Genomic DNA, 16,899 nt, shown 5'->3' on the forward strand with positions numbered 1-16,899 from the left:
TAAATGCAAATTAAGCTGTTTGCCAAAAAACAGAATGCTTGTTTTGCTTCGACCTTATTGAGTGTGGTATTGCTCAGTTTAGCTCCTAGTACCTATGCTGAGCCTATTACTGTGACCGCCATTGGCCATAATAGTGAGGCGCGTTATATTAATGCGCCTTATCTACCTTATGCCAATCCTATGGCGCCAAAAGGCGGTACGTTATCGCTATCGGCTTTGGGTACTTTTAACAGTGCCAACCCCTGGATGACCACAGGAGTGGCTATGATTGGCACTGACTATCTTTACGATACCTTGCTATCAGGCTCATTGAATGAGTCTTTTGTTATGTATCCGCAATTGGCCGAAAAAGTCACTTACGACCCTGATGACACCAGCTGGATTATTTACCATATTCATCCCAAAGCTAAGTTTTGGGATGGCAGTGCTGTTACTAGTAATGATGTGCAGGCTACCTATGATGCTTTTTTGAACAAAGGACTGATGCAAGTGCGCAGTTACTTGGCAGCTGTCGATAAAGTGGAGGTGTTAGATAAGCACCGAGTAAAGTTTAATTTTAAATCTTCAGAGAACAAAGAGGTTTTGTTGACGGTTGGACAGTTTCCAATCTTTAAAAAAGCCTCTGTTGAGAAGGATTTTGAAAAGTTATCACTTACCCCCTTAATGGGTAGTGGTCCTTATAAGCTGCTTAACGTTGAGCAAGGGCGCAGTGTGACTTACAAGCGTGACCCTAACTATTGGGGCAAGCAGCTTATGGTCAATAAAGGCCGCTTTAACTTTGACTACATTAAGTACGTATATTACGGCAGTGATGAAATTGCGCTAGAAGGATTTAAAGTAGGTCAGTATCATTTTCGACGAGAAAGCTCGGCTAGAAAGTGGACAACTGCTTATGACTTTGCAGCTGCCAGAGCAGGGCTGATAAAAAAAGAAGCCATTGTCACCAAGAATCCTGTGGTGATGCAGGCGCTGGTTATGAACCTTCGCAAAGATATCTTTTCTGATATACGGGTGCGACAAGCGGTGACCGATGCTTTTGATTTTGAGCTGATGAACAAGACTTTGTTCTATGATCAGTACGAGCGTTTAGAGAGCTACTTTCATGGCTCAGAGCTGGCGGCTACCGGAACACCAGATGCAGCAGAGTATGAGGTATTAAAACCTTTACTGCCAAAGCTTGAGTCCATTCAAAGACAAGCCACTATGGCCAAGTGGCAACTTGCTAAGTCTGATGGTAAAGGCTACCATCGACAAGCCTTACTAAATGCCAGACAAAAGTTGCTACAAGCTGGTTTTTATTACCAAGATATGAAGCTGTATCAAGCCAATGGCAAGCCGGCTAAGTTTGAGATTTTGATTACTGACGATAAAATGAGCCGGGTACTTCTGCCTTACGTGAGAAACTTAAAGAAGTTAGGCTTTATAGTCTCGATTCGCCAAGTCGATAACTCTCAGTATTTGGAGCGATTGAGACGATTTGACTATGACATGATAGTGTCCGGCTTTCCCCAAAGTACCTCACCTGGCTCTGAACAAAGCTATATGTGGGGCAGCGCTGCAGCTGATGAACAAGGTAATCAAAATTACAGTGGCATAAAAAATGAAGCCATTGATACAGTAATAGATAAGCTTATTAAGGCTGAAAATAGAGAAGAAATTGTGCTTTATACTAAGGTGTTAGATCGCTTATTGCGGGCTGGATATTATATGGTTCCGATGTATGGGACTACCAATACCCGAGTGGCTTATTGGGACAAATATCGTCACCATAAAACGTTGCCAGACAATGCTATAGGCATTGACTACTGGTGGGTAGATCAATCTGCCGAGTCGATTATTAATAAATATCTAAAACGATAATTTAAAGTATCAGCTAAGATATTTTTTAGATAAGAAAATGCCACTTAGTTATATTAAAGAATAAATACACTTTAAATAATAGGAAGTTTCATGAGCTTAATTATTACGCCTATAGCCGCCTTTACCGACAACTATATATGGGCGCTAGTAAACGATAAGAATAAACAGGCCATTGTCATTGATCCAGGCCAAGCAGCTCCTGTTGCTGAATATTTACAGCAATACCAACTTGAGTTGACTGCCATTTGGGTTACTCATCATCACGATGATCATATTGGTGGTATAGCAGAGCTACGTGAAATGTACCCTATGACCCATGTGGTGGCAGGCTCTGATCATGGTGTGAGCCCAGACCAGGTTGTCAAAGAAGGCAGCTCAGTCAGTGCTTGGGGTTATACCGCCCAAGTATGGTCAGTGCCTGGGCATACCGCCTCACATTTGGCTTATGTCTTAACCCATGAGGAGGTGAAGCAAGTATTCTGTGGTGATACCTTGTTTAGTGCGGGCTGTGGTCGGGTCTTTACCGGTACTATTGAACAATTGTACGAAAGCTTTAAGCGATTAAATAAATTGCCTAAAGATACCTTATTTTATCCAGCCCATGAATACACTGCTTCAAACTTAAGATTTGGTTTATCTATTGAGCCTGATAACCAAGTCATGCAACAAACCTTACAGCAAGTTGAAGCTCTTAATGAGCAGGGTAAACCATCATTACCTGTGACTTTAGAGCATGAAAGACAGGTCAACGTATTCTTGCGTAGCGAAGAGTTGACGGTAGTTGAGGGAGTACAAAGACAAATGCAGCTGGCTGATACCAAGCCATTCACTGTGTTTAGTGCATTAAGAGCCCTAAAAGATAACTTCTAACTCAATAAGCTAGCTTCTAACTCAACGGATTGGTATTTTTCATGATAAGCAGTAATAAATAAGGATAGGCTCATGGGTCGTTATATTTTCAAACGTTTATTGCTTATCATACCCACATTATTTCTCATTCTTTTGACCAACTTTATATTGGTTCAGGCAGCGCCAGGGGGCCCAGTTGAGCAGCAAATAGCACAAATTGAGCTGGCTAAAAATAAGGGAGAAACCACTGGGGCTGCAATGGGAGGGGGCAGCGTCCTGTCAGAAGGGGGCTATAGAGGCTCTCGAGGACTGTCTGCGGAGATGGTTGAGGCCATTAAAGCACAATATGGCTTCGATAAGCCGGCCCCTGAACGCTTTTGGATTATGCTAAAAAACTATGCTGTACTTGATTTTGGTACATCATTTTTTAAGGGCAAGCCCGTTACTGAGCTAATTGCAGAAAAGCTACCTGTTTCTATTTCTCTAGGTCTTTGGAGTACTTTGCTTATCTATCTTATAGCCATACCTTTGGGTATCTATAAGGCCATGCATCATGGCTCAGGCATTGATAAATTGACTGCGGTTATGTTGGCGATTGGTCATGCCATTCCCATATTTGTGTTTGGTGTTATTTTGTTAGTGCTGTTTGCAGGGGGTAGTTTTTGGCAGATTTTTCCACTGCAGGGACTGGTTTCAGAGAACTTCGATCAATTAACTCCTTTGGCCAAAATAAAAGATTATTTTTGGCATTTGGCATTACCGCTGACGGCAAGTACCATTGGCGGCTTTGCAGCACTAACTTATCTGACAAAATTTAGTTTTATTGAAGAGTTGTCGAAACAGTATGTGTTGACTGCACGGGCCAAAGGTTTAACCAACCGCCAAGTGCTGTATGGCCATGTCTTTCGAAATGCGATGCTCATTGTTATTGCGGGTATTCCTGCCGCTATTGTCAGTATATTTTTTACCGGAAATTTCTTAATCGAGATTATATTCAAGCTTGATGGCCTAGGCTTACTTGGCTTTGAGGCCATTGTCCAGCGCGATTACCCAGTGATATTTGGAACCTTATTTATCTTCACCTTGGTAGGCCTGTTATTACAGCTTATTAGTGACATAAGTTATCATCTCATTGACCCACGTATTGACTTCGAGGGGCGCTAAGATGAGTAAAGATAAGCCTTTGCTTAATCCAATATGGCAAGCAAGATTTAACCGCTTTAAACAAAATAGATTAGGAGTAATCGCGCTACTGTTATTTTCTATCCTCTCTTTAGTGTGTCTGGGAGCTGATTTCGTCGCCAACGATAAGCCTCTATTGGTTAAATATGAGGACAACTTATATTTTCCAGTGGTTAAAGCTTATCCAGAAACAACGTTTGGCGGGGTATTTGAGACAGAAGCGGATTATAAAGACCCAGCAGTAAAACAGCTGATTGAGCAAAAAGGCTTTATGATAATGCCGCTTATTGAGTTCGCAGATCAGACTGCCAGTGTTGAGTTGGAGCAGCCTTATCCTGCACCGCCTAATGCTAATAACTGGTTAGGCACTGATGATACCGGTAGGGATGTGCTGGCTCGTATTCTCTATGGAATGCGGATCTCTTTAATATTTGGCTTGGCGTTAACCCTGGCTGGATCATTGATAGGGATTATCGTTGGTGCAGTGCAAGGCTATTATGGCGGATGGCCGGATTTGATAGGCCAACGCTTTATGGAGGTGTGGGCAGGATTACCTCAGCTGTTTATGATCATAATTTTGGTCAGCTTATTTAATCCTAGTGTTTGGGTGTTATTTGCTTTAATGCTGTTGTTTGGTTGGATGAGCTTGGTAGGCTTGGTTCGTGCAGAGTTTTTAAGAGCTCGCAATTTTGATTATGTGAGAGCGGCCCGCAATTTAGGAGCCTCTGACAGCCAAATTATACTGCGTCATATTCTTCCAAACGCTTTGGCTTCAAGTTTGTCTCAGCTGCCTTTTATATTAACTGCCAATATTGTGGCTTTAACTTCACTGGATTTCTTGGGCTATGGATTACCACCAGGTTCTCCCTCACTAGGGGAATTGATGAACCAAGGTAAAGACAATCTCGATGCTCCTTGGTTGGCCTTATCTGCCTTTTTTAGCTTAACCATAGTATTGTCATTATTGATATTCGTTGGCGAAGCGCTAAGAGATGCCTTTGATCCAAGGCGTTAGTTTTTAGTCATAGGCTTTGTACAGAACTATGTCTCGTCCTAAAATGATAAAAAAAGGTTCTTATTAATAAGAACCTTTTTTTAATAGATAAAACTAAGGCTTGATAGACAGCTTACTGACAACGGAAGCTGATATTATACTCATAGTCGTCGTCACGGGATAAGTTAGGTTTACCTGTCCCTAGCACTGCGCCAGCAATTTCGCTTGCTTGGTCAATCATGCGCCCTGTTTTTTGGTCAAACATACCGTTATATTTTAGCTCATCTTTGACAATGATTGCCTGATGCATGCCACAAGTTTTTTTGGCGCTGGCCAAAGCGTTCTCTTGAGCTTGAACTTTGGTTTTGCCAATACCTGTGGTTTCAAAGGTAGAGTCTGCACGCTGAATGACAGGGGCAGTGGGTGTGGATTGACAAGCGCTTAAGCCAATTACAGCTGAAGTAAGGAAGCCTAAAGTGGTAAGTTTTGTCATTTTTTGCCAAGCTAGTGTGGTCATAAGATGCCTCAATATATTTAAAAGGAAATATCAGTAAAGAATTATCAGTAAAAAAGATGAATGCAGTGTCCTACGTAAGAGCTATCAAAATAAAGACTATCAAAATAAAGACTATCAAAAAATAAGCGACATAATCGTCATGGTAGTATAAGAGAGTATACTTTCGCAATTATTGAGCGTTCATTGTTTAGTGTAGAGCTTATTGCTTCTATATTACAACTGCAAGATACCGAGTAAAGAGCAGCTGAACTTAGTATATTGATAGTTTAATACATTAACACAGCCTTACCCACTTACAAGGCAGTTTTTGCTATCATGTGCTCACTTAAGATTTATGACACTCGCCATTATTTTGGCAATAACTAATAAACATTATATAAAAGATAAAGATTTTGACTATGAAAACCAAAACTGAAGAGTTTTTGATTGAAGGACCTGCAGGTAAACTTGAGGTAGAAGCGCTATGGCAGAATGAGGACCCTAAAGACCCTAATACCAAAAAAGTGGCTTTATTATGTCATCCGAATCCCTTATATGATGGTACTATGAAAAATAAAGTAGTGACCACTATGTTTAACTTTGCTCGTGATCAGGGCATGCATGTGGTGCGTTTTAACTTTCGAGGGGCGGGTAAATCTACCGGTGAACACGACTATGCGGTAGGTGAAATTGAAGATGCTATGGCAGTGTTGCAATGGATTAGCGATAAAACCTCTGCAAATCAGCTTTGGCTAGGAGGGTTCTCCTTTGGAGGCTATATCACTGCGAGGGTTGCTGAGCAGTTATTAGTAACGCCTCATATTTGGGGATTGACTGAGATGGAGCTAGTAAAAGTGGTATTAATGGCCCCTTCTGTTGAAAATAATGATGCCTCTAATGTTATGTTGCCAACCCAAAAAACCATTCAAATTTATGGTGATGCTGATACAGTGATTAAGCCTGAGTTAATGAAAAAATTTGCTGAGGACAAACAAATCACCAGTTATGTACTTGAAGGTGCAGGCCACTTCTTTCATGGTCGCCTAACTGATGTCAAATCCTTATTAGAGCAACACGCAGTATAGTATAAGTCATACACTTGCCAGCAAGATGACAGAGTATGAGTATGGCTAAAATAAGTTTTTTAATTCCTGATGAGATAAGAGTGATAGTTAAAATATGAATATGACCCCATTACAAAGGTACCAAGCTGCGATAGCTACTGATGAGTTTAATTATGATCCCATTCAGGAAAAGGCGATGACCTATCTTGATGGTGTCTATCATCAGCTGATTGAGAACTCTAAAGAGAAAAAAGGTCTTTTTGGCCTGTTTAAATCGCAACCTGTTCCGCCAAAGGGGCTGTACATGTGGGGCGGCGTAGGTCGAGGCAAGACCTGGATGATGGATATGTTCTTTGAGTCTGTGCCACTGCAGCGCAAAATGCGGATGCATTTCCATCATTTCATGCAGCGGGTTCACAAAGAGCTTAATAAACTACAAGGCAGTAGTGATCCTTTAGAGAAAGTAGCCGATATCATTCACGATGAGGCCATATTGATTTGCTTCGATGAGTTCTTTGTATCGAACGTCTCTGATGCTATGATTTTGGGTGATTTATTTACTATGCTGTTTAAGCGTGGCATCACCTTGGTTGCCACCTCAAATATTGAGCCATCGGGTTTATATAAAGATGGACTGCATCGAGATCGCTTCATGCCAGCGGTCACCGAGCTAGAGAAGCACACTACTGTGATGAATATTGACTCAGGCATTGATTACCGTTTACGCTTATTACAGCAAGCGGAGCTGTATAAATACCCATTAACTAAAGAAAATAGTCACTGGTTGGCTAACCGCTTTGTGTCATTGGCCAATAATCAAAAGATATCAAAAGAGCCGATTATCATTAATGGCCGTGAAATTAAGATTAATGCTCGCACCAAGACAGTCCTGTATTGTGATTTCAGACAGCTGTGTATGGAGCCAAGATCTGCCAATGATTTTATTGAGATCTCTAATAACTTTAGTACAGTATTAGTGGATAACGTTCCTGAACTCACTGATGTGCTGCGCGATCCTACCCGTCGTTTCATTTACTTAGTAGATGAGTTTTATGACCGCCGTGTGAAGCTATTAATTAGAGCAGAGCAATCTATTTTGGAGTTGTATCAAGGTGAGAAGCTAGCGTTTGAAATTGAGCGCACCCGCTCCCGTTTGCTTGAAATGCAGTCTGAGGATTACTTAAAGCTTGAGCATCGTTTGGATGTAGATAGTTCACAAGCCACATTGGATGATGAGCAATTGGTAGGCTAGTTAGCCTTATAAACTATAAGGCGTTATACATAGAGCGAAAGGTTTATAAATAGGGCTTATAAATTGAGGGATATTTACTCTCTGTTTATAAGCCCTTTTTTTGGCTTTTAAAATTCGTAGGTTTTAAGTGCAGAAGATAGCTGAGCTAGCCATTAATTAATGCACAATGGTGTTAAAAGCCACACTCACTGACTTGCGTGGTGGGATATATTTGATGTCCCAGCGTAGAGATTTGTATTCAGAGTAAGGCACTTCTACCAACTTCCCATCAACCATACGCATTAAGGGTAAGTCATGATAGTTGTAATAATCCAGAGAAGCTTGAGCACTAGGAGGGTAGGCTTCACCGGTAAACTCCGTATTGGTTGGGATAGGCAGGGTTAACGTAGCATTCTGAATAGAGGTATTTAAGGTATTACTATAGGTGGCTTTGTATTGGATTAAGGTACCAATTTTGGCCGTATTTACTGGGATATATATCCGTTCGCCCTGACTGTTAGTTACAACTTTGCTGGCACTGAGGCTCATTTTTAGAGCGTCATTAGCTTGGGCGGTAGTTGCTGTCATCGCCAGTAAAATGCTAGATAAGACAGCAGCAAGATAGACATTACTGTACTTCAAAAAAGACTTGGATAATATAGGCTGCCAAAAACGATGCGGCTTACTATAAAACGTGGGTCCTGAAATAACTGCGGTCAAGATGAACTCCTTTATGATACCTGCTAGCTTAGAAAGCTAGACAGTCTCTTATGCTTTAGTTGTTATAGTTATATCAACTTCAACCGTTCATAACTATAAATAACTTTAATTTAAAAATAACTTTAATTTAAATATCTAGGCGATAATCTCAGGTTTATTTTCTGAGCGTCGATAAGGGAATAGTGTTAAAAAATAAAAGTGCTAAAGCTAGGTGAAATAGCCACCCAATTGCTTACTCAAGTAATAAGCTAGAATAGAAAAGAGTTAATGCCTTATCTATAATTTTATTACAATTGTTCAGTTAAAGCGAGATGTATTCAACGTCATAGCACACTTATTAAACAGAGTTATAAACTTGTTTTAATCTAACTAACAGTTATCCTCTAAATCTATAATCATTATTTATTAAATAAATACAATTACAAAATCCATTTAATTTTAGGGATAGGTAAGCTTCCGAAATATGTTTATACTAATGGGTGATACAAGTGTTTACTAGAACTTATAAGGAAATTAATTAGGGATTAGTTATGAAATACTATAATGATGCTGATCATACTGAAACTCAAGAGTGGCTTGATGCCTTTGAGTCGGTGATTAAGCATAGTGATAAAGACCGAGCTCAATTTTTGCTTAAAGCTTTATACAACATGGCGGTACAAGAAGGCTTGCCCTTTAACCGTCTAGACACTGCCTACTTAAATACGATTCCGGTAGAAGATGAACCAATCTACCCAGGGGATTTGGGTATTGAGCGTAAAATTCGTGCTTTGGTACGTTATAACGCTTTAGCTATGGTGATGCGTGCTAACCAAAATGAAGATGATTTGGGGGGGCATTTAGCAACGTTTGCGTCGAGTGCTACCCTATACGAAACTGGGTTTAACCATTTCTTCCGAGCAGCTAGCGATCACTTCGGTGGCGACATGATTTATTATCAAGGTCACTCAGCACCAGGTATCTACGCGAGATCTTTTTTAGAGGGACGCTTAACCAAAGAGCAACTACAGAACTTCCGCCGTGAAGTAGGTGGTAAAGGCCTATCAAGCTATCCGCATCCTTACTTAATGCCAGACTACTGGCAGTTCCCGACTGTTTCTATGGGTCTGGGACCGATTATGTCAATTTATCATGCTCATGTGCATAAGTATTTAATTAACCGTGGCTTACTAGAAGACGAAGATCGTAAGATTTGGGCCTTCTTAGGCGATGGTGAGACAGATGAGCCAGAAAGTTTAGGGGCTATTTCACTGGCGGGACGTGAAAAGTTAGATAACCTGATTTGGGTAATTAACTGTAATTTACAGCGTCTAGATGGTCCAGTAAGGGGTAATGGTAAGATTATCCAAGAGCTGGAGTCTGTATTCCGTGGTGCAGGCTGGCGAGTGATTAAGGTAATCTGGGGAGGTAAGTGGGACGCCTTACTAGATAAAGATCATTCTGGCGCCCTAAAAAAACGCATGGAAGAGACAGTTGATGGCGAGTACCAACTTTATGAAGCCCGTGATGGTGCTTTCACTCGTAAAGAGTTCTTTGGTAAATATCCTGAGCTTGCGGAGATGGCAGAGCAGCTTAGCGATGAAGATATTCGTCACTTAAACCGCGGAGGACATGATCCTATCAAAGTTTATGCCGCCTTTAGTGAAGCGATGAAGACCAAAGGCCAGCCTACGGTAGTATTGGTTAAAACGGTAAAAGGTTACGGTCTTTCTACCCAGGCCCAAGCAGTTAACAAAGCTCACCAAATTAAGAAACTAAGTAAAGAAGGCTTGGTTTATTTCCGTGATCGCTTTGACTTGCCATTCACCGACGAAGAGTTAGATGAGCTCCCGTTCTATCGTCCGGACGAGAACTCTCCAGAAATGAAGTACTTGCGAGGTCGTCGTGAATCATTAGGAGGTCACTTACCTAACCGCCGTAGTGGACATATTCCGCTAAATATTCCTGATTTATCGATCTTTGATCGGGTGTTAAAAGGCAGTAATGGTAAAGAGCAGTCGACAACTATGGTCTTTGTTCGCTTATTATCAGCCATGCTAAAAGACAAAGACATCCAAGAACGCGTGGTGCCTATCGTGCCTGATGAAGCCCGTACTTTCGGCCTAGAAGGTATGTTCCGTCAGTTGGGCATTTATTCTTCAGCAGGGCAAAAATACATCCCTGAAGATAATGAAGCTTTAATGGGTTATAAAGAAGCCAAAGATGGGCATATGTTGGAAGAGGGTATTAACGAAGCGGGTGCTATGAGTGCTTGGATTGCGCTAGCGACCAGTTACTCAGTCAACGCGTTACCTATGATTCCACTGTATATTTATTATTCAATGTTCGGCTTCCAGCGTGTCGGCGACTTAGCTTGGGCCGCAGGGGATTGTCAGGCGCAAGGTTTCTTATTGGGCGGTACTGCAGGACGCACCACGCTTAATGGTGAAGGCTTGCAGCACCAAGATGGCCACTCGCACATCTTATTTGGCACCGTACCAAACTGTGTCAGTTATGATCCCTGCTACGGCTATGAGTTAGCAGTTATCATACATGACGGCCTACGTCGTATGTATGGTGAAGGTGAGCGTGTTTATTACTACATTACCTTAATGAATGAGAACTATGAGCAGCCTGCCATGCCAGAGGGCGTGGAAGAAGGCATTAAACGCGGTATGTACTTGTTAGAAGATAATAGTCATCTGCATGCCACCGCTCATGTTCAGCTATTAGGCTCAGGTACTATCTTACGTGAAGTTCAAAAAGCTGCGAAGATCCTATTTGAAGAGTTTAATGTAAGCGCTAACGTCTGGAGTGTCACCAGTTTTAATGAGCTAACTCGTGAAGGTATGGCTTGTGATGATTACAACCGCTTGCACCCCATGGAAGAAGAGAAGGTGCCCTGGGTTACTGAGCAGCTTGCCAAACACGATGGTGTGGTGATAGCTGCAACAGATTACATGCGCAATTACTCGGAGCAAATCCGTGCTTGGTTGCCAGACAACCGCCCTTACTCAACGTTGGGTACCGATGGTTATGGCCGCTCTGATAGCCGTGCCCAGCTGCGTAACTTCTTCCATGTCAATGCTGAACATATTGTTGTTGCTACATTAAAACGTTTGGCGGATGAAGGTGAAGTGGAGATGCGCTTAGTGAAAGATGCCATCACCAGCTTAGGTATTGATGTGGATCAACCCCCTGCGTGGCAGCCACAGCCTCAGTACGATCATTTCCCAGATGCTCCAGCACCGGATAATGTCAATCCAAATCCAGTACCAGAGTTAGTCGATGAAGAGGATGAAGAAATTAGTAGCGAAGGACGGGCAGAGGATCAAGCCGATGCCAAGCTATTAAATGATGAAGATATTGAGGAATAATTTTTTATTGCTCCTGCAACCATCAACTTTAATACGAACGTCGCTAATTACAAGAATTCTGGAGAACAGATATGGAAATTAAAGCCCCTGATTTGGGAGTAGAAAGCGCCGAAGTTAGTGAGATTATGGTCTCTGTCGGTGATAAAATTACTGAGAATGACAATATTGTGTTGCTAGAGTCGGATAAAGCTGCGGTGGAAGTTCCAAGCTCGGGTAGCGGTACAGTCAGCAAGATTATGGTATCGGTTGGCGATACGGTAACTGAAGGTACGGTGCTTATTGAGCTTGAAGCAGACTCTGCATCAGATGATAAGCAAGAAGCACAGTCATCGACCAATGAGAGTGCTGAAAATAATGAGGCACAACCTGCTGATGATGCAAGCCAAGATGATGCTAGCCAAGAAGCTGAGCAACAACCAGCCACTGAAGCCTCTAAAAAAGAGCAGGCTAGTGAGGAGTCTGCAGCTGAATCCAAGACTTATCCTTTGCCTGATTTGGGGGTGGAGGAGGCTGAAATTGCCGAAATTATGGTAAGTGTTGGTGATACAGTTGAAGCGGATCAGTCTTTATTGCTAGTCGAATCTGACAAAGCCTCTGTTGAAGTGCCTTCGCCTGTAGCAGGTATAGTTGAAGAAATACTAATTGCAGCAGGGGATAGCGTAGCAAACGGTCAAGACTTCATTGTCATTAAATCTTCTGGTGCTAAAAAGAGCCAAGCTGCTCCCAAAAAGGATAAAGAGCAGTCAACAGATCAACAGTCTGTCGCCAAGCAGGCTAGCAGTAATGATAACTCTTCTGTCACTACATCACAGCCTAAGTCGGCTCAAGCTAATAAACCGGCTCAAGCTAATAAGCTTAGTGAGCAGCAAGTCAATGCTAAGTTGACCGATGTCTATGCAGGTCCAGCAGTGCGTAAATTGGCACGGCAGTTGGGAGTAGATATCACTGAGGTAGAAGGCACAGCGCTTAATAATCGGATATTAAAAGAAGATATCTTTGATTATGTCAAAGCTCATATGCAGTCTAATGGTGCTAATACTTCGGATGCGCAGGCAAATGCTATTGCCTCAGGTCTTCCGAATCTACCAGATATGAGTAAGGCCGATATTTGGGGTGAGATTGAGACACAAGAGCTAAGTCGCCTACAAAAAGTGTCTATCCCGCAGCTAAATTACAACACTTATCTGCCACAAGTGACTCAGTTTGATTTATCAGACATTACAGAAACTGAGAAATTACGCGGTGAGCTAAAAGGGGAGTTTAAAGCACAAGGTATTGGCCTTACAATCTTAGCTTTCATTGTTAAAGCAACGGCGTATGCCTTAATGCAGCATCCTAAATTCAACAGTCACCTGAGTGATGACAATACACAGATTCATATTCGTAAAACTGTGAACATGGGTATTGCTGTTGCCACAGACGATGGACTGATTGTACCGGTAATTAAAGATGCCCAAACCAAGGGTATCAAGCAGATTGCCATTGAAATTGGGGAGCTGGCAGCCAAAGCTCGCGATAAGAAATTAACTGCTAAAGAGCTGCAAGGCGCAAGCTTTACCATTTCAAGTCAAGGTAACTTGGGAGGTACTTACTTTACGCCTCTGGTCAACTGGCCTCAAGTTGGTATTTTAGGAATATCTGAGGCAACCATGCAGCCACGCTGGAATGCAGACAAACAAACGTTTGAACCACGTCTGATGTTGCCACTGTCTTTATCTTATGATCATAGAGTGATCAATGGCGCAGATGCGGCTGTCTTTACCCGCTATGTTGCTAAGCTGCTTGCAGATCCTAGACGTATCTTGCTGTAATAATAACGTTCTCTCAATAAGCCAAGGCCTTTGATTGGTTTCAATCAAAGGCCTTTTTGATTTTCAAATAAAGTAATTATATTGCTATTACGTCACTGTCCTCTATAATATTTGCAACCCGCAGGACAGCTGATTCTTTAAGCACCATTAACTTAATCCAGTGAGAATACCTGTTTTAACCCTTCTTTAAAACAACCAACCTAAGCCGCATATGATAAAAAATCAATTATATCAGCAACTCCGCAATCGAGTTTACGACATTATTGAAAATGAATCTTACCAAACTAGCTTTAGTAAAATGTTTGATAAATTTTTGATAGTATTGATTTTATTAAACGTGTCAGCCGTTATTGCTGAGTCAGTAGATGCGTGGTACTTTCCGAATCAGCAGTATTTCAAAGTCTTTGAATACTTCTCTATTGTCGTTTTTACTATCGAGTATTTGCTTAGAGTATGGGTTATTGTCGAAAAGGACAAAGAGCAGCACCCAGAGATACCTCACTGGAAGAGACGATTAATATGGATAAAAAGTCCAGGGGCTATTATCGACCTAATCTCTATTGCGCCGGCTTTTTTAAATTATTTTGTCACCGTCGATTTGCGTTTCCTGCGTGTTTTAAGACTATTTAGACTGTTAAAGTTAACCCGTTATTTTGCTGCAATGCGCATTTTGTTGGTGGTACTTAATAAAGAGAAGGAGTCATTTAAAGCGGTAGTCTTTATCTTGATTATTATGATTGTGACTGCCTCTAGTGGCATTTATGTAGTAGAAAACCAAGCCCAGCCTGAAGTCTTTGAATCAATCCCTAAATCTATGTGGTGGGCGGTAGTGACTTTAACCACCGTGGGTTATGGGGATGTTATTCCAGTAACCAATATTGGCAAGTTCTTAGGGGCAGTCATCACCATACTAGGGGTGGGTTTGGCAGCGTTACCAGCAGGTATTTTGGCCTCAGGTTTGGCATCAGAGCTTGAGCAGCGCCGTGAAATATTAGAACAAAGATTCCGGGAGTTGTTACTTGATGATGATGACATGAACTTAATAAGGGATAGATACAAGATTGATAAGATTAGACGCGAGCTAGGGCTTAATAAAGATCAAGCTGAAGAGGTTATCATGCAGTTACTACGCGAAAAAGAATATCAACAAAAGCTGGCTGAGTTCGATAAGAAAAACTATTGCCCGCATTGTGGTGAGCATCTATAGTCGATGTCATAGTATTAATCAAAAAAAGAGCTGAATATGTTCAGCTCTTTTTTTACCATAAATCTTTGTTTAAACGAATTTTGGTTTTAACAAAATATTAACTTTAACATAGAAAACTAGCCATAGATTCGGCTCAGATCACGTTGGATTTGTTCTATCATTTTGCCCATTTCATGGCTAGATAAAGCCAAATCTTTTTGGGTATAACGCCACTCTCCTAATTCACGGCTTAAAATAGCAACACAGATAGCTGCACTGTCATGGGCTATTAAAGTTAAGTCGGTTGAGTATATCTCGTTACCTTCATCGTCACTTAGGTATATATTGCCTCGTTCAATTTGACGAAGGGGGTAGCCGTTATAAGAGGATATGACTAAGGCAATATGGGACACTGTCTCAGGTAAGCGTGCCAGTCTTAACTCGATGGTTTCAACATCTACGTTTCTATCAATTTCAGCAGCAGAGCCTCGGTCTTTGCCATCTAAGCTATCGCCTTGGTGGCGAATGGCTTCTGAGCTGTCACGCAGTTGTTTGAACCATACCTTATCGATAACCTGCAATTGCTTATCAAAAAGCACACAAGATAAATCAATATCTAAGGTGGTTTTGTTCTTTTTTAAGCGGTTAATAAACCCCTTTTTTATCACTTCGGTGTATTTAAAATTTAGGCCATATAATAGGGTGCTTCCTTGGATAGGCAACTCACTCAACAGATGTGTGACCGGCAAGGGGGTAGAGGCTTGGGGGGTTGAGCCTGAGTCTACAGTTTGGGTAGGGCTTTGAGTTGTAGAGGCCAAAAGAAACTCCTAAGTGAGAATAATCGTATTAATAAAAATTATGCTTAATAAATAATGTCTTTCAATGAAGCTAATTATAGCACTTTACTTTAGCTGACAATAACTTACGGCGGCAGCCCACTACATCCCTGTCTCATCTTGCTTAACTGCTCTTTCTAAGATTTCAGGCTCAATGGAGATCAGCTTTTTGCCAAAGCCGCGTAGCCACCATACCAATTGTGAGGTTAAGTTCACTGTAGCAGTAATGGTTTGAGTATTCTGCTCTGCATCATCTGTGACAATTTGATCTTCACTAAGTCGGCTCTCTGTTAGACTAGTGCCCGCTTTACCATTAAATACCAATGTTATCTTGGTATTCTTACCATGATTGGGCAAATCTTTGAACAGGTAATGGGCAAAACCCATGCCACCAGAATCTAAATAAGAGGTCAAATCGAAGTTGTCAGGAATAACAGCTTTGGTCTCTTCCTCAACGGTCACTTCTGTAAAGCGATGTAGGGCAAAAGTGCGAATGGTTTGCTGCTCATCATCGACCTTGGTTGCCAGTAGGTAGATGACCACACCGCGCTGGACAATGGCAATAGGGTTAAGAACGTATTCACCAGGGTTATCCTTATTGCGGCGGGTATAGCATGCAGTAATCTGGCGCTCATAAAATATGGCTTGATAAATAGAGTCTTTACATTCTCGGCAAATTTCAGGGGCAATCAGAGGCTGTGTTGCAGGCTCGATGCGCACCCGGTCTAACCAGTTGTGAGTGATTTTGCTGTCTTTTAATTGTCGTCTTGCCAAATCAAACCAAGGAAACAACTCGTCTAAAATAGTAGGGGGAAGCAGTTGAGCCAAGTTAGCCTCGACCATATTGAAGGCGACTGCTTGCGATAAGTTCATGTGGGGTAAGCTTTGAACCGGCGCGTCTTCTTTCCAGCGCCAACCTTGGGGGTTGGCATTGTTTTTTTCGATAGGAAAGCGCTTTGATAAGGCGTTTAAGTCACGCTGTACCGTGCGCAGACTCACATCAAAATTAGCCAAACTTAATTGTTCATGCAGATGATGGGTGCCCCGCCAGCTGCCACGCTCCAACAAATTAAGCAGCTCCCACTGACGGGCTGTGGTTGCCGTACTAGTATTGGCGCTGCGCCGGCTTTGAGAGGTATCCTTACTTTTGGTCATATCAGTCATCGTATTGTTTTGATTATTAAATAACTAGCTTATGATTATCAAGTAACAGTCTTTTAATTAATAAATAATTTTTTTGATTATTAAATAACTGTTTTTTGATTATTAAATAATTGTGAGTATAGCAGAGCTAAAAAATAGCATAATTTCATG

General features: G+C 41.6%; 13 protein-coding genes. 9 read left to right on the plus strand and 4 right to left on the minus strand.

The genetic code is table 11. The annotated features are described in order from the left end of the window. Nucleotides 1–3 precede the first annotated feature (3 nt). The 4 genes from G561_RS0101650 (at nt 4) to G561_RS0101665 (ending at nt 4,906) form a co-directional block, all read left to right on the plus strand. Nucleotides 4–1,860 carry an extracellular solute-binding protein gene (locus G561_RS0101650; protein ID WP_051584306.1) on the plus strand — a complete coding sequence of 619 codons (1,857 nt, stop codon included), beginning with the start codon at nt 4–6 and terminating at the stop codon, nt 1,858–1,860. A gap of 90 nt (nt 1,861–1,950) precedes the next feature. Then, a complete protein-coding gene (gene gloB / locus G561_RS0101655) occupies nt 1,951–2,730 on the plus strand; it encodes a hydroxyacylglutathione hydrolase (protein ID WP_028857999.1) in 780 nt (259 codons plus the stop codon). A gap of 72 nt (nt 2,731–2,802) precedes the next feature. Next, nucleotides 2,803–3,873, plus strand: coding sequence for a microcin C ABC transporter permease YejB (locus G561_RS0101660; RefSeq protein WP_028858000.1), 1,071 nt, complete (start codon nt 2,803–2,805; stop codon nt 3,871–3,873). Between the two features lies 1 nt (nt 3,874). Further along, nucleotides 3,875–4,906 carry an ABC transporter permease gene (locus tag G561_RS0101665; protein ID WP_028858001.1) on the plus strand — a complete coding sequence of 344 codons (1,032 nt, stop codon included), beginning with the start codon at nt 3,875–3,877 and terminating at the stop codon, nt 4,904–4,906. A 112-nt stretch (nt 4,907–5,018) separates the two neighbouring features. Here the strand turns inward: G561_RS0101665 and G561_RS0101670 are convergent, their stop codons facing one another. Further along, nucleotides 5,019–5,402 (minus strand): hypothetical protein, encoded by a 384-nt coding sequence (locus G561_RS0101670; RefSeq protein WP_115342967.1) that lies wholly within the window; start codon nt 5,400–5,402, stop codon nt 5,019–5,021. 398 nt (nt 5,403–5,800) lie between these two features. On the opposite strand from G561_RS0101670, the gene G561_RS0101675 reads away from it, so the two are divergent. Next, entirely contained in the window at nt 5,801–6,466 is a 666-nt protein-coding gene (locus tag G561_RS0101675) for an alpha/beta hydrolase (protein WP_028858003.1), read from the plus strand. A gap of 94 nt (nt 6,467–6,560) precedes the next feature. Beyond that, nucleotides 6,561–7,697, plus strand: a complete 1,137-nt coding sequence (zapE, locus tag G561_RS13755) for a cell division protein ZapE (protein WP_037031480.1) — start codon at nt 6,561–6,563, stop codon at nt 7,695–7,697. A 156-nt stretch (nt 7,698–7,853) separates the two neighbouring features. Here the strand turns inward: zapE and G561_RS0101685 are convergent, their stop codons facing one another. Continuing rightward, on the minus strand, nt 7,854–8,396 hold the full coding sequence (locus G561_RS0101685) for a hypothetical protein (RefSeq protein ID WP_051584307.1): 543 nt from the start codon (nt 8,394–8,396) through the stop codon (nt 7,854–7,856). 530 nt (nt 8,397–8,926) lie between these two features. On the opposite strand from G561_RS0101685, the gene aceE reads away from it, so the two are divergent. The 3 genes from aceE to G561_RS0101700 all read left to right on the plus strand — a co-directional run bounded on the left by aceE (nt 8,927) and on the right by G561_RS0101700 (nt 14,770). After that, nucleotides 8,927–11,752, plus strand: coding sequence for a pyruvate dehydrogenase (acetyl-transferring), homodimeric type (aceE, locus tag G561_RS0101690; protein ID WP_028858005.1), 2,826 nt, complete (start codon nt 8,927–8,929; stop codon nt 11,750–11,752). A gap of 71 nt (nt 11,753–11,823) precedes the next feature. Beyond that, on the plus strand, nt 11,824–13,563 hold the full coding sequence (gene aceF / locus G561_RS0101695; RefSeq protein ID WP_028858006.1) for a dihydrolipoyllysine-residue acetyltransferase: 1,740 nt from the start codon (nt 11,824–11,826) through the stop codon (nt 13,561–13,563). A 211-nt stretch (nt 13,564–13,774) separates the two neighbouring features. Further along, entirely contained in the window at nt 13,775–14,770 is a 996-nt protein-coding gene (locus tag G561_RS0101700) for an ion transporter (RefSeq protein WP_028858007.1), read from the plus strand. Between the two features lie 116 nt (nt 14,771–14,886). On the opposite strand, the gene G561_RS0101705 is transcribed toward G561_RS0101700, so the two are convergent. Continuing rightward, nucleotides 14,887–15,567, minus strand: coding sequence for a TerD family protein (locus G561_RS0101705; RefSeq protein ID WP_028858008.1), 681 nt, complete (start codon nt 15,565–15,567; stop codon nt 14,887–14,889). A gap of 120 nt (nt 15,568–15,687) precedes the next feature. Next, the gene (locus G561_RS0101710) at nt 15,688–16,740 is read right to left on the minus strand and encodes a helix-turn-helix transcriptional regulator (protein WP_028858009.1); all 1,053 of its coding nucleotides are present in this window, start codon (nt 16,738–16,740) and stop codon (nt 15,688–15,690) included. Between the last annotated feature and the right edge of the window lie 159 nt (nt 16,741–16,899).

The organism is Psychrobacter phenylpyruvicus DSM 7000 = NBRC 102152, from assembly GCF_000685805.1.
Taxonomy (GTDB): Bacteria; Pseudomonadota; Gammaproteobacteria; order Pseudomonadales; family Moraxellaceae; genus Psychrobacter; species Psychrobacter phenylpyruvicus.

Bases quoted from the DNA above. Each gene is read 5' to 3' on its own strand.
- G561_RS0101650 (WP_051584306.1), top strand. From the start codon at position 4: ATGCAAATTAAGCTGTTTGCCAAAAAACAGAATGCTTGTTTTGCTTCG.
- gloB (WP_028857999.1), top strand. From the start codon at position 1,951: ATGAGCTTAATTATTACGCCTATAGCCGCCTTTACCGACAACTATATA.
- G561_RS0101660 (WP_028858000.1), top strand. From the start codon at position 2,803: ATGGGTCGTTATATTTTCAAACGTTTATTGCTTATCATACCCACATTA.
- G561_RS0101665 (WP_028858001.1), top strand. From the start codon at position 3,875: ATGAGTAAAGATAAGCCTTTGCTTAATCCAATATGGCAAGCAAGATTT.
- G561_RS0101670 (WP_115342967.1), bottom strand. From the start codon at position 5,402: ATGACCACACTAGCTTGGCAAAAAATGACAAAACTTACCACTTTAGGC.
- G561_RS0101675 (WP_028858003.1), top strand. From the start codon at position 5,801: ATGAAAACCAAAACTGAAGAGTTTTTGATTGAAGGACCTGCAGGTAAA.
- zapE (WP_037031480.1), top strand. From the start codon at position 6,561: ATGAATATGACCCCATTACAAAGGTACCAAGCTGCGATAGCTACTGAT.
- aceE (WP_028858005.1), top strand. From the start codon at position 8,927: ATGAAATACTATAATGATGCTGATCATACTGAAACTCAAGAGTGGCTT.
- aceF (WP_028858006.1), top strand. From the start codon at position 11,824: ATGGAAATTAAAGCCCCTGATTTGGGAGTAGAAAGCGCCGAAGTTAGT.
- G561_RS0101700 (WP_028858007.1), top strand. From the start codon at position 13,775: ATGATAAAAAATCAATTATATCAGCAACTCCGCAATCGAGTTTACGAC.
- G561_RS0101710 (WP_028858009.1), bottom strand. From the start codon at position 16,740: ATGACCAAAAGTAAGGATACCTCTCAAAGCCGGCGCAGCGCCAATACT.